The sequence below is a fragment of the Tropicimonas sp. S265A genome, from assembly GCF_049800835.1.
Taxonomy (GTDB): domain Bacteria; phylum Pseudomonadota; class Alphaproteobacteria; order Rhodobacterales; family Rhodobacteraceae; genus Dinoroseobacter.
Genome location: NZ_JBNAFU010000011.1, coordinates 17,409 through 35,962, shown reverse-complemented (window position 1 = coordinate 35,962; position 18,554 = coordinate 17,409). Strand labels below are relative to the sequence as shown.

The following is an 18,554-nucleotide window of genomic DNA, read 5'->3' as shown; positions in this document are numbered from 1 at the left end:
GTTAAACGGACGAGGGCAATGGATTTATCAGACTTGGTCGCCCCGAAGGCAATTCGCGTTCTGGGACAGATGAGTAGTAAGAAGCGCCTGATGCAGGAGCTGAGCGACATCGCGTGTCAGGCCTACGAGGTGTGCCTGACCGATGCCGTCGATGCCTTGCAAGAACGCGAGTCGCTTGGGCCCACAGGTGTTGGTGGCGGCGTTGCATTGCCCCATGCGCGGCTTGCCGACATCGACCGGGTCGTGGGCGTGTTCGTGCGCCTCGAAAAGCCGATGGATTTCGACTCGGTCGACCGCCAGCCGGTCGATCTGATCTTTGCGCTGTTTGCGCCCGAAGACAGCGGAGTTGAGCATCTCAAGGCGCTTGCGCTGGTATCGCGCACACTTCGGGATCCGGCGGTTTGTGCCAAACTGCGGGCCAACGCGGAACCGTCGACCCTGCACGCGATCCTGACGGAAACAGAGCAGCATCGCGCCGCCTAGGACGCGGACCAATCTGAAAAACCAAACACGGCATAGTCGCGCGCATACGCGGTTCGAACGCTTGTCTCGACCTTCTGGTTGTAGATTCGGGACAGAAGCTCCGGCTTGGGGGCCTCTGCCAGATCTGTGCATGCTGTGTCACAACCAGCCATTCTGGCGACCTGCATAAGACCCGCGTGCATATCACAGTCGCGCAGGATCAAATCCGGGAGGGCAATCGCAGCCATCCCGTGCAGCTTCGTATGTTGTCCCAACCACGCGTCGTCAATCCGAAGGCTGGTCTGCCCAGCAAGGTTCGCCTTGAGGAACTTGCAAAACCCAAGGAACGCGCGTCGGAGCTGTCCGGTCGGCAGATCGGGGTCGGGCCAGCGTTCCGGCAAAGGAATCTTGTAGGCCGTCACGAGGCCCCGGCGCACCTCGGCGTAAGGCCTCAGGTCTCTGGGCAGGATGGCTGTTTCGAATGCGTCCCACGCCCGCCGCACAGGGTGCGTTACAACGGTGAAGCTGCGCGCGCCTGGATGAGAGAGGCGCCAATCCCGTAGGTCCTTCTGCGTCATCCCGCTCTGTGGCGCCTCGCCATGGTCCAACGCGGTCATCCAGTCGGTTACGGCTCTGGTCAATGGACCATGCACCGGCAGGTAAAGCAACGGCGCTTGCGCCGCTGCCACATAACTGCGCACCGCCGCACCGCGTTCCAACCGCGCCGCAACCGTCGGATCAAGGCCGAACGGATCAAGCGTAGAGATCGCATTCTGCATCTCGCCCGGGTTGGCCACGCGATCGAGAACATCAGCAGGGTTCTGACGCTTCAGGCTTCGTTCCGGTCGGTTCAGCCTGTGACGCGACCCCAAGTAGGACAAAACGCCATTGACCGCAGTCAGGTCGCCAAGGTCGGTATAGTCAATCTGCAAAGCGGTTTGCCCCGCCGCCGCCAATCCCACACGCACCTCGTTCAGGAACGTTGCCTGAGCTCTCGCAAAAGCCTGGAACTCCTCAGGCTTGAAAACTACCGGCGGAACATCGATCTGGCCCTTCGCATCGGTCAATACCCACTGATTGGAAGCCATCGCATTCACATAGGATACATAGCTTTCGACCGGGTTGCGTGTCAGGATGATCTTTGCGCAACGCGGGTCCGCGAGTGCAACGTCACGGACGCGCCGGTCGTGATCATGAAAAAGCCGAAACCCGGCTAAGCCCTCCGTCTCGGCACGGACCCGTTCGATCAGTTCAACCGGTTCAGACTCCCGGTCCGCGAGTGTCATCCCCAGAAACGCGTCCTGCCCCTCATGCGCAATGAAGTAGGGGTTGAACAGCTCCCCGTAGGATTGAACATCCGGGGCGGAGTTCAGGTTTCGCTCCAGATAGTTCGACCCGGTTCGCATCCCCGCGAAGATCACGAAGTAATCGAACGCGGACATCACGCGCGCCCACTCGCAGCGGTGTCCGTCGGAACAACGGAAGCAACGAGTTCGCTATCATGCGGGATATCCCCCGTCAGATAGGGTTTCATACCGGCATTGGTCAGCCGTTGCAGGAAGTCGCCAAAACCTGCGAGGTCGACCAGTTTGGGCGCCTCGGACAAGTGGCGACGCGACAAGGGCGTCAGCACATCCAGCGTGTCTTGCAGATGGGTCATGGGGTTCTCGATGAAATCCGCAAGCGAAGTGACCCGGATGGTCGAGGGCAGGCCGCGCCGCCGCAACTGTCCCAGAAAATGATCCTCGACCCGCTGCATCCAGGCCGCTTCCTTGCGCGCCGCCTCGAACGGCAGGTCAGATTTGAACAGCTTGATCGCCCAGGCACCAGAGATGACCGAAATATGCGCGTTGGAATCCCATATCATTTCCTCGTTCACATCCTGTCGGTCATAGGGCGCCATCTGAAAACACTGCGTCTCGCCCCGACCGTTCCAAAGCAGGTTTCTCAAGAACCCGCGCGGATCATGGTCGCGCAAGGCCGGATCGGCGGGAAGCCCGCCATTGAACATTCGCGCCCCATCGGCAAACGGAACTGACTGCCAATCAAAAAGGTGCCCGTGCACCCGTGCACCGGTCCAGCGCGACAGCCATTTGGCAAACCCGTCCACCGCTTCATCATACCCCTGAAAGACAAAATACGGCGCTGCGGTCTTGCCCGCCGACCAGGTATCGGCCGGAAATCGGCTTTGCATGAACAACCCCTGTCGGCCATCCCGGCCACGCAGGATAGCCTCATCAAACACCTTTTCGATGCGATGGGGGTGCGCGGGCGACTGCGCATGACGTGCAGGCTGCTCTGACAACAAAACCTCGTACAATTTCGTTGCGCGCGGCCAAACCTTGCGGACGAGGAACCGATCCGAGTTGCGCAGAATGTCGAGGTGATCGTCGTAAAACGTGAATGGCTTTCCCTGGGCATCGAACTTGGACAGCATCAGCGACCGGCTTTCGATCGACACCGACACGCGACGCACAAGGGTCTGGAAATAAGACTCGTCCGGAATCCAGACCTTGGAGAAGTACCGGTCAAACTCCGACCGGCGTGGATCAGCAAGAATTGCCTCAAGGCTGTCGCGCGTCAGGCACCACCATTGCGACCCGAGATGCGGTTCAATGCCCTGTGGTATCCGGCGCCGAAACCCGGTCCGTCGCTGAAGGTTCACGTACCTGTCAAACAACTTGCGCTGCGTCCGCCACGAGAACGGGAAACGCAGCGTAAAGCGTTCCTGCTGTAGCCCGCCAATTGTCCAAGGCACGTCCTGAACGGTGACGGACTCGATGAAATCAGTCTGTGGATACCTGTTCAGGAAGTCCGCCAGTTCGGTCACCGGAGCGAGCGGCAAGCTGTCGCCGCTGATCAGCGCGACGTGACGCACGGCGGGCATGGCTTCGAGAAGAAGCGCCGCGCTGGCCTGCGTTGCCTCGACCATCGACCACAGGCCCCATCCACACGCGTATTGCGGCGCAAACAGCACGTTGGCCAGATCACGCAGCGCCGACCGTAGCGCTTCCGCTTGGCTGATGGGCACCTTGCGATCCAGATGGATGACCACCGGAAACCCGCGTGAGGCAAGATGCCGCGCAAGCTGGCCTGCCCTCGGCAATTCGACATGCGCAAGCATCACGAACCCGATCCGTGCGGCGCTCATGCCCAGTTCCCCTTCGACATCAGGCCAAGGATTTCCAGTTGCCTCCATGAGACGTACCGCTCGGAGTATTCATGCCAAAGGTCCAGGTTGTCCGATCGGTCCAGCGCAGCGGCATAGGCGCTGTACTCTCTCCCGCCCGCATAGTGTTCGTTGCGTTGCAGCTCTTCCTGCGACTTGGCGGCAAAGGTGTCGAAGAATTTTGCATGCAGCAAACAACCGGAAATCCGTTCTCCGCCATCGGTCGCATAAACCTGGTTCAACCCGCGTGGCAGCAGCATGTGGGTGCTGTCGACATAGACATTACGGGCGTGCCATTTGACCAACGGTATCTTGTTCAACGCCGGCGCCGCACTTGGATCGTCAGCAAAAAACGCGCGTGCCCTGGGGCCACCCTGAATCCACAGGTTCCTCAGATAGGGGTTGAGCTTGACCGTGTAATTCCCACCGTCAAACCAGCTTGCTATCTCGAACGGATTCTGCCCTTCGGAATAGGGATGCGCATCCAGCGGTCCGCGCGGGTACATGTCCAGCAGCATCGCAGGCAATGCCCGCAGGCGGGAAGCGTCCATCCAGTCTGTCAGGGCGCGCAAGGGCCGCGTCTCGCAGAACGGATAGACAAGGAACTCGTCGGGATCGACGGTCAGGCACCAGTGCCCCGTGCCGTGTTTTCGAAGCAGCTGGCTTGTCCAGTCCATACCGAAACGCGCGCTTCGGTAACTGGCTTGGGTTGACCAGACTGAGACATCCGGTTGCGCGGCCAGGTAATCGACAGACCCATCGCTTGATCCGTTGTCCACAAACAGGAACTGATCGACACCAAGGTTTCGGTAGTAATCGAGAAAATAGGGCAGGCGGATACGCTCGTTGCGAGCGGTGACAAAGCACAGGATATCCTGCGACTGGATGTCGGGGGTCAGATCACGAACCGCACGCAACTCGCGCGACTTGCGGCGTGCGCGCAGCAACAGACGTTTCCGCCGCAGCCTGAGCTTGTAGCGCGCAAGAACGCTCACGATCCTGCTCCTGTACCTGTGCGCAAAGGCGTGGACCCGCCCCGCGCTCTATGCCCGATATATGGTTAATGTTCTTACCCGAAGACTAACGGCAGTTCAGGTCTGCCACAACGGGGCGCGTCAGGGCCCCCATTCAGCGTCCCGTGCCATGAACCCCAGTGCTTCAAGCTGATCGGTGCCCGTGTATTCAACAGCCTGCGGGAACCACAGATCGGGGTTTTCGATCAACCGGTCGTAATAAGCATCGAAAAGTGTGCTGTTTCCAAAATGCTCACGCCGTGCCTTCTCCTCGACCGAGCGGGGCACGACAGATGGCAAGAACTTCGTATGAAGCAATGTGCCCGAAAGGCGAGATTGACCGGGAGTGGAAAACACCTCGTTCAACCGGGGTGGCAACAAAGAATGCGTAGAGTTGAGATACGCCCAGCGCCAATGCCATTTGACCAGCGGAATCTTGTTCAGGGTTGGCGCACGCCTCGGCTCATCGGCGAAAAACGCACGGTCTCGAATACCACCCTGATAGAGCGTTGCTTTCAAATGTGGCTGCCGGCGCGTCCGATACGGAGTTGGGTCCAACCACCGCAGGGTTTCGGTCGGATCCTGACCTGGCCTGTATTTCTGCGCGCCCACCGGACCCTTTGGAAAAAGCTCCACCATCAAGGCACCGAACGCGCGGCGCCCATGTTGGTCGAGTGCACTCGTCAGGTATGGCAAGGGTCGCGCCGTATGATCCGGATAGACCAGCAATTCATCCACATCTGCGGTCAGGCACCAACGATCCTGACCGTGGCGCGCCAGCAGAACGGTCAGCCAGTCCATCCCGAAGCGTGCGGCCTTGTAACTGGAAGACGTGCGCCAAACCGACACATCGGACGCGTCCCGTAGCAAAGCACTGGTGGCATCCGTGCTGTCATTATCCACGATCAGAAAATGCACGACGCCAAGCGCCCGGTAGTGCGCCAGCCAAAACGGAATCCGTTCTGCCTCGTTCCGTACACAGGCGAAGCACAAGACGCCTTCGGTCGGCAACGAACGTGTTCTGTCCGTGACCGGGGTCAGTTCATGGCGCGCTTTCCATGCACGCCAAAGAAGTTCACGCCGTTTCCAGCGGAGCTTGTAGGCTTGTCGCAGAGCGTTGATCACCGGAGCCGACCCGTTTAGGACATCGCGCCGAGACTAGCTACTCCATGATATGGCACAAGTGATCGGTTTACTCTGCGGCCTTGCTCGCAAAGGACAGCTCTTGCAGGAAGTCCTGTAATTCCGGCGCTAGGTCCGGCCGCGACAACGCGAAGGAAACGGTGGCCTGCAGGAAACCCGCCTTGGAGCCGCAGTCGAACCGCTGCCCGGCAAACCGGAACCCGTAGACGTTGTCCGAATCCGTAATCTCCTGAGCGATGGCGTCTGTAAGTTGAATCTCGCCACCAGCGCCGCGCTTGCCCTCTTCGAGGTTGGTCAGCACCTTGGGTGTCAGGATGTAGCGTCCAATAACAGCCAGGTTCGACGGGGCTTCTTCCTGCGACGGCTTCTCGACCATGCCTTTGACCGAAACGATCGATCCCATGTCCTCGGCAATATCCACGATGCCATAGGCCGACGCCTTGTCTGCGGGCACCTCCATCGTGGCCACCATATTGCCGCCGGTTTCCTGATAGGCTTCGACCATCTGTTGCAAGCAGGGCGTATCGGCGGCGATCACATCGTCCGGCAGGATCACTGCGAACGGCCGGTCGCCAATCAACCGGCGGGCACACCAGACCGCGTGGCCAAGACCCAAGGCCTGCGTCTGGCGGATATACGCGATCGCGCCGCTTTCCATGTTCGTCTTTCGCAGAACATCCAGAAGCTCTGTCTTGCCCTTTGCTTCGAGCGATTGCTCCAACTGGGGCGCCTGATCAAAATAGTCCTCGAGCGCGCTCTTGCCGCGCGAGGTTACAAAGATGAATTCTTCGATGCCTGCCGCGCGCGCTTCGTCGATCGCGTACTGCACGAGAGGCTTGTCCACGAGGGTCATAATTTCCTTCGGGACGGATTTTGTAGCGGGTAAAAAGCGGGTTCCGAGGCCGGCAACTGGAAAAACGGCCGTTTTTACGGAGCGAGGCATAGTATGTCCTGACCTGTGCATAACTTGGCTGCCCAATCCTGTGCAGGTTTGCCTGTGGATGGCAACCACGTCGGCCCGGATCGGCAATGCGTTGTTGCTGCGCCGCAGCATGGCGGGAAAAATTGCTTTGAGAAATCAAGCGTTCGAGGCAGAAACAACACCGGTTCTTTCAAAAAACAAGCATTTGCGCAGCATCCGCTATTGTTTCTTGAAGGTGGCATGTTTTCGCCGCTGAACAGCATTGTTGCTGTCAAATCGGGAGCATACCAAAAGATCAGGCCTGCCCCATCTCCGCCAACATCGACTCGATCTTTGGGACGTCTTCGGGGTTGTTCAATTCCCAGAACTGGCGCCCTTTGCCATCGACCTGCACACACAAAACCCGGCGACCGTTCTCTAGAAAACGCAGTTGTTCGAGACCTTCGAGCATTTCCAGGGGGCCAACTGGCCAGTGAGCATAGGCGCTTAGCGCATCCGGCCGATAGGCGTAGAGCCCGACATGGTGGAACACCGGAGTCGCTTCTGTCTCTGCGTAGGTGGTATCAGTGTAGGGCACGACTTCTTTCGAAAAGTAGAGCGCCTGACCCTGCGCCCCAAACACGGCCGTTGTACCCCCGACACGTCCTGCGCGGCGGTCGTCCAGAAACCCGTTGAGCGCACGTCCATCGCACCGCAACACCGGTGTTGCGAGATCGGCATCCGGCGCGGCACGCAGGCCTTCAACAAGCTCTTCGACGAACCACGCAGGCGTCAGGGGGGCATCGCCCTGAAGGTTGACGACGATCTCTGGCTCGACCTTCAGAACGGAGACAGCCTCGGCCACCCGTTCAGTGCCATTGCGGCACGCAGTAGAGGTCATCACGACCTCCGCCCCGATCTCGGTCGCGTGGACTGCGATCCGGTCATCATCCGTGGCAACCACCACACGGTCCACGCCTTTGGCCGCACAGGCCGCTTCCCACGAGCGCGCCAGAAGTGTGCGCGAAACGCCCGTCGCCCCTTTCAGCGGGACAAGCGGTTTGCCGGGATACCGCGACGAGGCGTAACGCGCCGGGATGACGACCAGAACCGACATTTACGCGCCTTTCAAAACGACGCCCGGTGCGGTCGCGATGAAGAACGGGTTCTCGTAACCTGACTTGCCATAGCTGAGCGGCGTGTGGTCATCAAACCTGAGCACCTGCCCTCCTGCTCCGCGCAGAACGGCATCGCCCGCCGCCGTGTCCCATTCCATCGTCCGCCCGAGACGCGGATAGAAATCCGCCTCTCCGGTGGCTACCAAACAGAACTTGAGCGACGATCCGGCGGAGGTCATGTCCTTGACAGCATACTGCGAAATATAATCCTCCGTCGCCTGATCGCGGTGAGACTTGGACGCGACAACCATGAGCGCCGAATTGTCCGGTTCGGTGACGGAGATCGGGGTTACTGGGCCTGCCGTTTCGGGAGCCAGATCACCGGTTTCCTCCACGGACGTGCCATCGGGCTGCGTGTAGAACAGCCGGTTCTTGGCTGGTGCGTAGACAACGCCGCGCATGGGCACGCCATCGACAACATACGCGATGTTCACGGTAAAATCGCCGCGTCGGTGCACAAACTCCTTGGTACCGTCCAGTGGATCAACAATGAAGAAGGTGCCTGCGGTTTCGGAATGTGACGCAGCCTGCTCCTCGGTGACACAGAGAACATCCGGAAAAGCCTTCGCAAGACCGGCCGATATCAGCGCATCGGCGGCTTCGTCGGCAGCGGTGACAGGACTATCATCCGACTTTGCACGCACATCGAAATCGTCGGAGTTGTAAATTTGCATGATGGCGTCGCCCGCTTCGAGGGCGAGGGAGCGAATAACGGCGGTTAGATGCTGAAAATCCATATCTGGGGCAATGCCTTTGCGGTTCGGTTGATCGGCCTTTGCAATGCTCTATGCTGCGCGATTAAAGGAACCGCAACTGTTTGTCCCCAAAGTCCGAGCGAGCTCCGTGCCAAAACAACAATCGGTCCCGATGTTCAGAACAGAACAAAACACGTCGACAGTCGCGATGGCCATTCGCGTCTGGTCGCTGATCTATCATGCGACGGTGCGGGACGTCCGCAAGGACCATGGCAACGCCTTGATGAGTATTTTCATCAACATTTTTCAGACGTTTGTTTTTGTCGGGGCCTTTTTCGCGATGTTCGCGATCCTTGGCGTTCAGGGGGCAGGTCTGCGCGGCGACTTCCTGCTATACATCCTGTCGGGTGTATTCCTGTTCCTCGTGTTCAACAAATCCATGATGTCGGTATACGGGGCGGAGGGGCCAGCCTCCCCCATGATGAAACATGCCAACATGAATACAATGATCGCGATCTGCGCCGCGGCGCTCAGCGCGCTTTACATTCAGACCCTGTCCATAACGATCACCCTGATCTTCTACCATATCGGCTGGCATTCGGTGGAATTCGCGGATTTCGGCGGTGTTTTGAAGGTCTACATGGTTACATGGTTGTCGGGCGTTTCGATCGGAATGATGTTCCTGGCGCTCAGGCCCTGGGTCCCTCAGGCCTCGAAAATGGTGATGACGATCTACAGCCGGATCAACATGTTCGCCAGCGGCAAGATGTTTGTCGCGAACTCCTTGCCGGGCTTCATGTTGGTCTTGTTCACGTGGAACCCCCTGTTCCACCTGATCGATCAGATGCGCGGCTATATCTTCATCAATTACGACCCTCGAAATACCAACCTTGAATACCCATTGTGGGTCGCACTCGGATGTCTGGCAATTGGTCTGATGGGCGAATTCTACACGCGCAACAAGGCGTCCATAAGTTGGAACGCGAGACGCTGAACGCCGTCAGGTCACAACCCGCAGTGTCAGGTTGATGCGCCCGCCATCGCGCAACAAGTCCGAAGAGCCCGCGCGAATCCGATCCACCCCGTGATAGGCAAGCCGTGCAGAGCCTCCCAAAACGGCGACATCGCCTGATCTCAACCAGAGCGACTCCGTCTTGCCGCCACGTGTCGTGTTGCCGACCCGAAACAAGGCGTCATCACCCAAAGACAACGACAAAACCGGCGCGTTCAAATCGGCCTCGTCCCGATCCTGATGCAAGCCCATACGCGCGTCGACGGTATAGAAGTTTACAAGACAACATTCCGGAGTGCGCGGATACCCGGTCACCCGTTCCCACAACCCCAGAATGCGCTGGGGAATGTCTGGCCACGGCGCCCCGGAAGGGTGATGGCTGCTGTAGCGATACCCGCGTCGGTCAGAGATCCATCCGTACTGTCCCGCCGCGCTCATGCGCACCGACATCTTGCGCCCCGAAGGCGTCACGGGCGAATAGAGCGGCGCTGCCCTGACCATCGCACGAACGTCCTCCAAAAGCGCCTCTTGTGCAGCGCGATCAAGGAGGTCTTGATAAATCGTAACCCCGCGCAGGTTCAAACCCGGTTTTTCCGGCTTTTCGGGCAGAATTTTCTGCAAAATGCGTCCCTCCTTCGGGGGTGTGATGGTTGCAGCGCTACAGACCCCTCCTTATATACGCCGGGAAGTGGATCGCGGGCCCCGTGATCATTTTGGGATCAGAGACAGGACGCCGCTCTCGGGTTCTGTTTCGCAACTATCGCCACGACGAAAGGGACTATAGCAATGGGAAAAGTCATTGGTATCGATCTCGGCACGACGAACTCTTGCGTTGCCATCATGGATGGGTCGCAACCGCGTGTCATTGAGAACTCCGAAGGGGCGCGTACAACGCCCTCGATTGTCGGTTACACCGACGATGAACGCCTGGTCGGCCAGCCGGCAAAACGCCAGGCTGTCACGAACCCGGAAAATACCGTATTCGGTGTCAAGCGCCTGATCGGCCGTCGTTTTGACGACCCGGCGCTTGAGAAGGACAAGAAAAATCTTCCATACGAAGTCGTCAATGGCGGCAACGGAGATGCATGGGTAGGCATCCGGGATGAGAAATACTCTCCCGCACAGGTTTCTGCCCTGATCCTTCAGAAGATGAAGGAAACCGCCGAAAGTTACCTTGGCGAAGACGTGACGCAGGCCGTCATCACGGTGCCCGCGTACTTCAACGATGCGCAGCGCCAGGCCACCAAGGATGCTGGCAAGATCGCGGGCCTTGAAGTGCTGCGGATCATCAATGAACCGACAGCAGCAGCCCTTGCCTACGGTCTCGACAAGTCCGAGAGCCACACCATCGCGGTCTATGACCTTGGCGGTGGTACGTTCGACATCACGATCCTCGAGATCGACGATGGTCTGTTCGAAGTGAAGTCGACCAACGGGGACACGTTCCTTGGCGGCGAAGATTTCGACATGCGGATCGTCAATTACCTTGCCGACGAGTTCAAGAAGGAACACGGCGTTGATCTGACCAAGGACAAGATGGCACTGCAGCGTCTGAAGGAAGCTGCGGAAAAAGCGAAGATTGAGCTGTCTTCGTCCAGCCAGACCGAGATCAACCAGCCGTTCATCTCCATGGACCCTAATGGCGGCCAGCCGCTTCACCTCGTCATGAAGCTGACCCGCGCGAAGCTGGAAAGCCTCGTCAATGACCTGATCAAGGCGTCGCTGAAGCCTTGCCAGGCCGCTTTGAAAGACGCCGGTCTCGGCAAGGACGACATCGATGAGATCGTTCTGGTCGGGGGTATGACCCGGATGCCGAAAGTGATCGACGAAGTGTCGAAGTTCTTTGGCAAGGAGCCGCACAAGGGCGTGAATCCGGACGAAGTCGTCGCCATGGGCGCCGCGATCCAGGCAGGTGTTCTGCAAGGGGATGTGAAGGACGTGGTCCTTCTGGATGTGACCCCACTGTCGCTGGGGATCGAGACGCTGGGTGGCGTGTTCACCCGTCTGATTGATCGCAACACGACCATTCCGACGAAGAAATCGCAGGTTTTCTCGACCGCGGAGGACAACCAGAACGCCGTGACGATCCGGGTCTTCCAGGGTGAGCGCGAAATGGCGGGCGACAACAAGATGCTTGGCCAGTTCAACCTTGAGGATATTCCGCCCGCCCCGCGTGGCTTGCCGCAAATCGAGGTGACCTTCGATATCGACGCCAACGGCATCGTATCCGTGTCCGCAAAAGACAAGGGCACCGGCAAAGAGCAGAACATCACGATCCAAGCGTCCGGCGGTCTGTCGGATGACGAGATCGAGCAGATGGTGCGCGATGCCGAAGCAAATGCGGATGCCGACAAGGAGCGCAAGGAGCTGGTGGAGACGAAGAACCAGGCAGAGAGCCTGATTCATTCGACCGAGAAGTCTTTGGAAGAGCACGGCGACAAGGTCGATCCTTCGACCGTGGAGGCGATCGAACTGGCCGTTTCCGCGCTGAAGGAAACGCTGGAGACCGAAGATGCTGGCAAGATCAAGTCCGGCGTTCAGAACGTGACCGATGCGGCCATGAAACTGGGCGAAGCGATCTACAAGGCGCAACAGGAAGCCAGCGGCGAAGACGCGCCCGAGAACGCCGATGAACCGCAGGGCGTTGACGATGATATCGTCGATGCGGACTTCGAAGATCTCGATAACCAGAAGCGCGGCTAAAGGCCGGTTAGACGAACATGCCGCGCCGGTCCGCTGATGCGGGCCGGCGTCGCCGTTCACAACAGAAGGACCGGTCATGGCCAAACGCGACTACTACGAAGTCCTTGGCGTGTCCAAAGGCGCTTCGGCGGACGAAATCAAGAAAGGGTTTCGGGCAAAAGCCAAGGAACTGCATCCTGACAGGAATGCAGACAATCCCGATGCGGAAGCCCAGTTCAAGGAAGCAAACGAGGCGTATGACGTCCTGAAGGACGAAAACAAGAAGGCCGCCTATGACCGCTATGGCCACGCTGCATTCGAGAATGGCAGCGGCGGACCCGGCGGCGCGCGTGGTGGATACGGGCCACAGGGTCAGGGCGATTTCGCATCCGCGTTCTCGGATGTGTTCGAGGATCTGTTCGGCGATTTCATGGGGGGTCAGCGTGGCCCGGGGGGTGGACGACAACGTGCCGCCCGCGGATCGGACTTGCGGTACAATCTGCGCATCTCCCTCGAAGATGCCTACAAGGGCCTGCAAAAGACGATATCGGTGCCCGGCAGCGTCAGTTGCGACGCGTGTAGCGGCACCGGAGCCGAAGGGGGTGCGGAGCCTGTGACCTGCCCGACCTGCTCGGGCATGGGCAAGGTCCGCGCGCAACAAGGCTTCTTCACGGTCGAACGCACGTGTCCGACATGTTCTGGCATGGGGCAGATCATAAAGAACCCCTGCTCCGTTTGCCGTGGCTCCGGCCAGGTGGAAAAGGAACGCACCCTGTCAGTGAACATTCCCGCAGGGGTGGAGACGGGCACCCGCATCCGACTGGCGGGCGAAGGCGACGCGGGCATGCGCGGCGGACCATCGGGCGATCTGTACATCTTTATCGAAGTGCAGGAACACCAGATTTTCCAGCGGGATGGCATGGACCTCTATTGTCGTGTGCCGGTCTCCATGGCCGCCGCAGCCCTTGGCGGGGATGTGGAGGTGCCGACCATCGATGGCGGCCGCTCACGGGTGAAGATACCGGCGGGCAGCCAGTCCGGTCGCCAGATGCGTCTGCGCGGCAAGGGAATGCCTGCCCTGCGCGGCAACGAAACCGGCGAGATGTTCATCGAGGTCGCCGTCGAAACGCCGGTGAACCTGACCAAGCGCCAGAAAGAGCTCCTGCGCGAGTTCGAAGAACTGAGCGAAGATAATCAGCCGGAAACCTCGAAGTTCTTCAAGAAGGCGAAGAGTTTCTGGGACGATCTCACAGGTTAACCATCGCTTAACCGTGACCGGGGCAAGGTGCATCCATGCCCCGGGACCCCGCTTTTCACGACACATGCTTGCCCCTGTTTCAAGGGGCCGAGCCTGTCGTGCCTGGGGGCAAATTGCCCTCCTACATCAAGAATCACCGCAAACGGCTGCGTACCCGGTTTCTTGAAGGGGGCGCGGATGCGCTCCCGGATTACGAGCTTCTGGAACTGGTGCTGTTCCGGGCCATCCCACGGCAGGACGTAAAACCGCTCGCCCGGAAACTGTTGGATGGGTTCGGCGACTTCAATCACGTCATTTCCGCCCCTATCGCCCGCTTGCGCGCGACCGACGGCGTCGGAGATGCCGTGATAACCGAGTTGAAGATCGTTGAGGCAGCAGCGCATCGGATGGCAAAGGGGCGTGTACTGAACCGCCCCGTGGTCTCAAGCTGGGACGCGCTTCTGGATTATTGCCAGACAGCACTCGCCCATCAAGAAACAGAGCATTTTCGCGTCCTGTACCTGGACAACAAGAACGTATTGATCGCGGATGAGCCGCAAGCAAAGGGCACGGTCAATCACGTTCCGGTCTATCCACGCGAAGTCGCCAAGCGGGCGCTTGAACTGAACGCGTCAGCTTTGATCCTTGTCCATAACCATCCCTCCGGAGATCCGACACCGTCCGAACAGGACATCACGATGACCTACAGCATCCGTGATGCAACAGAGGTGCTGGGGATAACGCTGCATGATCATCTCGTGATCGGAAAATCCCGGCAAGTCAGTTTTCGCGCTCAGGGCTACCTGTAGCCGGCAGCAGCCAGACATCGACTCGCGCGGTCATCCAGTCCGCCCAAGGTGCGTTCGGGCACGAAACCGGCAAGAGAGCGCCGTTTGGCAGAACAGTGATCTGTTCGGCCGACAGCCGGGGAACGGCATCATTCAATTCCGCAATCAGGGCTTGCGCATAGCTGGCAGCCTCCTCAGGCGATGGCCCGCTCGCCAAAAGCAGCAGACGGTCGGCCGGCAAGGCTCCAGACGCGATCCCATCGGCAAGCTCCCGCAGCGCGAGACGCCGCAAACCGCGCATCGGTCCAAGATCGCTACGCGCAGGCACTGACACCCCGACCTGTTCTGCGTCTGACAACACGGAAACAAGCGTTTGCAACTCAGAAAGGCGCGAAGCGTCCGCAAGCCTCAGGGCGACCAGGGCCCGTTCGGCCAGGTCGCTGGCAACAGACTGCGCGATGGGCCGGGAAAACCCGGCTCTCCGGATCACGCCGGCGGCGGCGTCGGAGGTAAGAAACGCTTCGAAAGCTTCCAGGTCTCGCGACGCCCGAACATCCGGCCGATACGCCTTGATCGGCAGCATCCAAGGGTAGCGCCCGGTGGCGAGTTGGGTGGTATCCGGCGCGTGGCGCAATCCACACCCCTCGCGCAGGGCCAGTGCCCGCGAAGCTCCGGCCTCGCTCGCGGCAAGCACACCCAGCCGCATCGGGTCCGCGCGCACGGCCTGCGCCACACCCGCTCCATTGACGCGGTACTCGACCGACGCGGACACCTGCCCAAGCAGCAAGTTCAAACGGGGCAGATCCTCGGCCAACGCGCGCATGGTCAACGACAAGGGTTCCGTGGCGCCGTCCTGCAACAAATGCCAACTCGGTGTCACCGTCGACAGTGTTTCCGCCAAAGCGCCCAGTGACACATCCTCTGTTTCGCGACGCGGCGAGACCACGATCGACAGCCCGTCCAAAGCGAGCAAACGCTCCCGACCTGGCGCGGTCATGTCGCCAAGGCCAGCATCTTTGAGGATCGTCCACTCTGCCTCGGAAATGGAACGGTCCGTGATGGCAAGGTCCGACGTCTGAGCGGCAAGCTCGGCAAAAGCTTCGGAGGTGCTCATCCGGCGCATTTTGATCGAAAAGCGCCTTGTGTCAGCGCCATTTCCAGTCAGCAGAAAAACCGCACCGTCTTGATCAGATGGCCGGTCCACAGATAGGGCATTCTGCGCGGCGAACGCACGAACCAGCGCAGGCACCAGAACGTCAACAAGGCTATCTGCCGCCGCGATGGTAAACCCGGTGGTCTCTCCGGGTGCCGGACAAGCACCGCCCACACACTGGACCGCCGCCGCGCGGAGCGACACCACCCCGTCTTCGGATGCCAGCCGATAGTAATCCCCGTCAAAGCTCAGCAGAGTGCCGGTTACACTAAAACTGCCAACCCGCGCGTGTAGCGTGATCGGATCTGCAAGTGCCGGTAGGCCAAACAGCGCGCAGGCCAGAAAGGCCAACGCGGTCTGGCGCATCAGGTATAACGCCCGTGGCAATGCTTGAACTTCTTGCCTGAGCCACAGGGGCATGGATCATTGCGTCCGGGATTGCCCCATGTGGTCGGATCGTCCTCTTTGAACCCATCGATCAGTGGCGTAGGTGCATCCGGTGACGGCGCCCCCGCAGCCGCTGCCGACGCCCCTTCGGCAGCCTTCGCCATCGCCGCTTGCTGGGCGGCAATCTGTTCCAGCATCGCGCGCTGTTCTTCCTCGCTCAAAGGGCGAATCTGCGCGAGCTTTTCGGAGACCTCGGTGCGTAGGCTGTCCAGCAGGCTTCCGAACAACTGAAAGCCCTCGGTCTTGTATTCGTTCAGCGGATCGCGCTGCGCATACCCGCGAAATCCCACGACGGACCGCAGGTGTTCGAGGGTCAGCAGGTGATCGCGCCACTTGCCGTCAATCGTCTGAAGCAACAGCTGTTTTTCGATCCGGCGCATGTTCTCGACGCCGAATTGCGCGGCCTTGGCCGCCATGAACTCGTCGGACGCCTTGGTCAGACGTTCACGGATAACCTCGTCGTCGACGCCTTCTTCTGCCCCCCAGGCAACCACGTCTTCGTCAAGACCAAGCTTGTCCAGAACGGCCTGTTTCAGCCCCTCGGTATCCCATTGATCGGCGTAGGACCTCTCGGGAATATAGGCGTCAACGAGGTCGTCAATCACCTGATGGCGCATATCACGGGTGATCTCGGAAACGTCTTCAGCCTCCATAATCTCCATCCGCTGGCTGAAGATCGTCTTGCGTTGGTCGTTCATCACGTCATCGAACTTCAGCAACTGCTTGCGGATATCGAAGTTGCGGCCTTCTACCTTCGCCTGCGCCTTCTCCAACGACTTGTTCACCCAAGGGTGGATGATCGCCTCGCCCTCTTTCATACCGAGCGAAGACAGCACCTTGTCGAGGCGCTCAGACCCGAAAATACGCATCAAGTCGTCTTCGAGGCTCAAGAAGAAGGACGATCGGCCCGGGTCGCCCTGACGCCCGGACCGACCGCGCAACTGGTTGTCGATCCGGCGGCTTTCGTGCCGCTCGGTTGCCAGCACGAACAAGCCACCTGCCGCCAGAACCTTCTCTTTTTCGTCGGCATGTTCCGCTTCGATCCGCGCCCGCACTTCATCGGGATGCGCGTCGGGATCCTCGGCCAGAGCTTGCAAAACCTTCAACTCGACATTGCCGCCCAACTGAATATCGGTTCCGCGCCCCGCCATGTTGGTGGCGATCGTCACCGCACCCAGCTTGCCGGCATCTGCCACGATCTGGGCTTCCTGTTCATGCTGGCGGGCATTCAGAACGTTGTGTGGTATTCCAGCTTCTTTCAAAAGACTTGAAAGGTATTCCGACTTGTCGATCGATGTCGTGCCGACGAGAACCGGTTGCCCCTTGGCGTGTGCCTCGCCGATGGTCTTGACGATTGCGACGAACTTCTCTTCCGCGGTGCGATAGATCTGATCGTGCTCGTCTTCGCGGGCGATGGGTTTGTTGGTCGGAATTTCGACCACGCCCAGACCGTAAATCTCGGCAAACTCCTCCGCTTCGGTCACGGCCGTCCCGGTCATGCCCGCCAGTTTCTCATACAAACGGAAATAGTTCTGGAACGTCACGGATGCGAGGGTGACATTCTCCGATTTGATCTCGACACCCTCCTTTGCCTCGATCGCCTGGTGCAACCCGTCGGACAAGCGTCGCCCCGGGGTCATTCGGCCCGTAAACTCATCAACCAGAACCACTTCGCCACCGCGGACGATGTACTGCTGATCCTTCGTGAACAGCTTATGCGCCCGCAGGCCCTGGTTCACATGGTGCACAAGCGTCGTGGATTCTGGATCGTACAGTGACTGGTCCTCCGGCAGGAGACCTTCGGCAAGCAACAACTCCTCGAGAAACTCATTGCCTTCGTCCGTGAACGTGACACTGCGTGTCTTTTCATCCAGCGCGTAGTGATCCTCAGAGACGCGCGGGATCAGGGCGTTGACCTTCACGTACAGGTCACTCTTGTCCTCGCTCGGACCCGAAATGATCAACGGCGTTCGCGCTTCGTCGATCAGAATACTGTCCACTTCGTCGACAATGGCGAAGTAGTGCCCGCGCTGCGACAGCTGATCGAGTTCAGAGCGCATGTTATCGCGCAGGTAATCAAAACCCAGCTCGTTATTGGTCGCATAGGTCACGTCAGCCGCATAGGCCGCACGCTTCTCCTCATCCGGCTGCATGGGAACCACAACCCCGGTCGTCAGCCCCAGCTGCGCATAGACCTTGCCCATCCATTCGCTGTCACGCCGCGCGAGATAGTCGTTAACCGTAACGATGTGCACGCCCCGTCCGGTCAGGGCGTTCAGATACGCCGGAAGTGTGGCGACCAGTGTCTTCCCCTCACCGGTCTTCATTTCCGAGATATTCCCCTGATGGAGGAAAATCCCGCCGATCAGTTGCGTATCGAAGGCCCGCAGGCCAAGCGCACGCCGTGCCCCCTCGCGCGCATTGGCAAACGCTTCGGGCAGGAGATCATCGAGGCTTTCACCATCTGCGATCCGTTGTTTGAACTCTTCCGTCTTCGCGATCAGCCCCGCGTCATCGAGCGCTTGAAACTCCGGCTCCAGAGCGTTGATCTTGGCGACCGTCGACCGGACCGATTTGACTTTGCGATCGTTGGGTGTGCCGAACACCTTTTTCGCGACTGTTCCAATACCAAGCATATGCGCCATTTCGCTCCGGTTGCGGCCGTCTCGACCGA

Annotated in this window: 16 protein-coding genes; 6 read left to right on the top strand and 10 right to left on the bottom strand. The window is 59.5% G+C overall.

Annotation, left to right across the window (positions count from 1 at the left end; genetic code table 11):
- Window positions 1–18: 18 nt before the first annotated feature.
- A complete protein-coding gene (locus tag ACP15N_RS18570; protein ID WP_425093812.1) occupies window positions 19–483 on the top strand; it encodes a PTS sugar transporter subunit IIA in 465 nt (154 codons plus the stop codon).
- Here the strand turns inward: ACP15N_RS18570 and ACP15N_RS18565 are convergent.
- The 5 genes from ACP15N_RS18565 to galU form a co-directional block, all read right to left on the bottom strand.
- Window positions 480–1,904 (bottom strand): nodulation protein NodH, encoded by a 1,425-nt coding sequence (locus ACP15N_RS18565; RefSeq protein ID WP_425093810.1) that lies wholly within the window; start codon window positions 1,902–1,904, stop codon window positions 480–482. The genes ACP15N_RS18570 and ACP15N_RS18565 overlap by 4 nt on opposite strands.
- On the bottom strand, window positions 1,904–3,613 hold the full coding sequence (locus ACP15N_RS18560) for a beta-1,6-N-acetylglucosaminyltransferase (RefSeq protein WP_425093808.1): 1,710 nt from the start codon (window positions 3,611–3,613) through the stop codon (window positions 1,904–1,906). The genes ACP15N_RS18565 and ACP15N_RS18560 overlap by 1 nt, the downstream gene beginning before the upstream one ends.
- Window positions 3,610–4,626, bottom strand: a complete 1,017-nt coding sequence (locus ACP15N_RS18555) for a glycosyltransferase family 2 protein (RefSeq protein ID WP_425093807.1) — start codon at window positions 4,624–4,626, stop codon at window positions 3,610–3,612. Before ACP15N_RS18555 ends, ACP15N_RS18560 begins: the two co-directional genes overlap by 4 nt.
- A gap of 120 nt (window positions 4,627–4,746) precedes the next feature.
- On the bottom strand, window positions 4,747–5,769 hold the full coding sequence (locus ACP15N_RS18550) for a glycosyltransferase family 2 protein (protein ID WP_425093806.1): 1,023 nt from the start codon (window positions 5,767–5,769) through the stop codon (window positions 4,747–4,749).
- Between the two features lie 67 nt (window positions 5,770–5,836).
- Window positions 5,837–6,730, bottom strand: a complete 894-nt coding sequence (galU, locus tag ACP15N_RS18545; protein ID WP_425093805.1) for a UTP--glucose-1-phosphate uridylyltransferase GalU — start codon at window positions 6,728–6,730, stop codon at window positions 5,837–5,839.
- 58 nt (window positions 6,731–6,788) lie between these two features.
- Between galU and ACP15N_RS18540 the strand changes: the two genes are divergently transcribed.
- Window positions 6,789–6,965: a hypothetical protein gene (locus ACP15N_RS18540; protein ID WP_425093804.1), complete on the top strand. Its 177-nt coding sequence runs from the start codon at window positions 6,789–6,791 to the stop codon at window positions 6,963–6,965.
- A 39-nt stretch (window positions 6,966–7,004) separates the two neighbouring features.
- Here ACP15N_RS18540 and ACP15N_RS18535 read toward each other — a convergent pair whose 3' ends face one another.
- The gene (locus tag ACP15N_RS18535; RefSeq protein WP_425093803.1) at window positions 7,005–7,805 is read right to left on the bottom strand and encodes a 3-deoxy-manno-octulosonate cytidylyltransferase; all 801 of its coding nucleotides are present in this window, start codon (window positions 7,803–7,805) and stop codon (window positions 7,005–7,007) included.
- The gene (cysQ, locus tag ACP15N_RS18530) at window positions 7,806–8,603 is read right to left on the bottom strand and encodes a 3'(2'),5'-bisphosphate nucleotidase CysQ (RefSeq protein ID WP_425093802.1); all 798 of its coding nucleotides are present in this window, start codon (window positions 8,601–8,603) and stop codon (window positions 7,806–7,808) included.
- Between the two features lie 130 nt (window positions 8,604–8,733).
- Between cysQ and ACP15N_RS18525 the strand changes: the two genes are divergently transcribed.
- Window positions 8,734–9,555: an ABC transporter permease gene (locus ACP15N_RS18525; protein WP_425093801.1), complete on the top strand. Its 822-nt coding sequence runs from the start codon at window positions 8,734–8,736 to the stop codon at window positions 9,553–9,555.
- Between the two features lie 6 nt (window positions 9,556–9,561).
- Here the strand turns inward: ACP15N_RS18525 and ACP15N_RS18520 are convergent, their stop codons facing one another.
- Complete coding sequence (locus tag ACP15N_RS18520) at window positions 9,562–10,194, bottom strand: alpha-ketoglutarate-dependent dioxygenase AlkB family protein (RefSeq protein WP_425093800.1); 633 nt, start codon at window positions 10,192–10,194, stop codon at window positions 9,562–9,564.
- A gap of 165 nt (window positions 10,195–10,359) precedes the next feature.
- Between ACP15N_RS18520 and dnaK the strand changes: the two genes are divergently transcribed.
- From dnaK to radC, 3 genes are all read left to right on the top strand, one after another.
- Window positions 10,360–12,276, top strand: coding sequence for a molecular chaperone DnaK (gene dnaK / locus ACP15N_RS18515; protein ID WP_425093799.1), 1,917 nt, complete (start codon window positions 10,360–10,362; stop codon window positions 12,274–12,276).
- A gap of 76 nt (window positions 12,277–12,352) precedes the next feature.
- Entirely contained in the window at window positions 12,353–13,513 is a 1,161-nt protein-coding gene (dnaJ, locus tag ACP15N_RS18510; protein ID WP_425093798.1) for a molecular chaperone DnaJ, read from the top strand.
- Window positions 13,514–13,548: 35 nt separating this feature from the next.
- Entirely contained in the window at window positions 13,549–14,301 is a 753-nt protein-coding gene (gene radC, locus ACP15N_RS18505; protein WP_425093797.1) for a RadC family protein, read from the top strand.
- On the opposite strand, the gene ACP15N_RS18500 is transcribed toward radC, so the two are convergent.
- Together ACP15N_RS18500 and secA are read right to left on the bottom strand one after the other, a co-directional pair.
- On the bottom strand, window positions 14,273–15,799 hold the full coding sequence (locus ACP15N_RS18500) for a hypothetical protein (protein ID WP_425093796.1): 1,527 nt from the start codon (window positions 15,797–15,799) through the stop codon (window positions 14,273–14,275). The two genes, radC and ACP15N_RS18500, sit on opposite strands and share 29 nt — an antisense overlap.
- Window positions 15,799–18,516 carry a preprotein translocase subunit SecA gene (secA, locus tag ACP15N_RS18495; RefSeq protein WP_425093852.1) on the bottom strand — a complete coding sequence of 906 codons (2,718 nt, stop codon included), beginning with the start codon at window positions 18,514–18,516 and terminating at the stop codon, window positions 15,799–15,801. Before secA ends, ACP15N_RS18500 begins: the two co-directional genes overlap by 1 nt.
- Between the last annotated feature and the right edge of the window lie 38 nt (window positions 18,517–18,554).

Excerpts from the sequence above, each read along its gene's own strand:
- ACP15N_RS18570 (WP_425093812.1), top strand. The coding sequence starts at position 19 with ATGGATTTATCAGACTTGGTCGCCCCGAAGGCAATTCGCGTTCTGGGA.
- ACP15N_RS18565 (WP_425093810.1), bottom strand. The coding sequence starts at position 1,904 with ATGTCCGCGTTCGATTACTTCGTGATCTTCGCGGGGATGCGAACCGGG.
- ACP15N_RS18560 (WP_425093808.1), bottom strand. The coding sequence starts at position 3,613 with ATGAGCGCCGCACGGATCGGGTTCGTGATGCTTGCGCATGTCGAATTG.
- galU (WP_425093805.1), bottom strand. The coding sequence starts at position 6,730 with ATGCCTCGCTCCGTAAAAACGGCCGTTTTTCCAGTTGCCGGCCTCGGA.
- ACP15N_RS18540 (WP_425093804.1), top strand. The coding sequence starts at position 6,789 with ATGGCAACCACGTCGGCCCGGATCGGCAATGCGTTGTTGCTGCGCCGC.
- ACP15N_RS18535 (WP_425093803.1), bottom strand. The coding sequence starts at position 7,805 with ATGTCGGTTCTGGTCGTCATCCCGGCGCGTTACGCCTCGTCGCGGTAT.
- cysQ (WP_425093802.1), bottom strand. The coding sequence starts at position 8,603 with ATGGATTTTCAGCATCTAACCGCCGTTATTCGCTCCCTCGCCCTCGAA.
- ACP15N_RS18525 (WP_425093801.1), top strand. The coding sequence starts at position 8,734 with ATGTTCAGAACAGAACAAAACACGTCGACAGTCGCGATGGCCATTCGC.
- dnaK (WP_425093799.1), top strand. The coding sequence starts at position 10,360 with ATGGGAAAAGTCATTGGTATCGATCTCGGCACGACGAACTCTTGCGTT.
- dnaJ (WP_425093798.1), top strand. The coding sequence starts at position 12,353 with ATGGCCAAACGCGACTACTACGAAGTCCTTGGCGTGTCCAAAGGCGCT.
- radC (WP_425093797.1), top strand. The coding sequence starts at position 13,549 with ATGCCCCGGGACCCCGCTTTTCACGACACATGCTTGCCCCTGTTTCAA.
- ACP15N_RS18500 (WP_425093796.1), bottom strand. The coding sequence starts at position 15,799 with ATGCGCCAGACCGCGTTGGCCTTTCTGGCCTGCGCGCTGTTTGGCCTA.
- secA (WP_425093852.1), bottom strand. The coding sequence starts at position 18,516 with ATGCTTGGTATTGGAACAGTCGCGAAAAAGGTGTTCGGCACACCCAAC.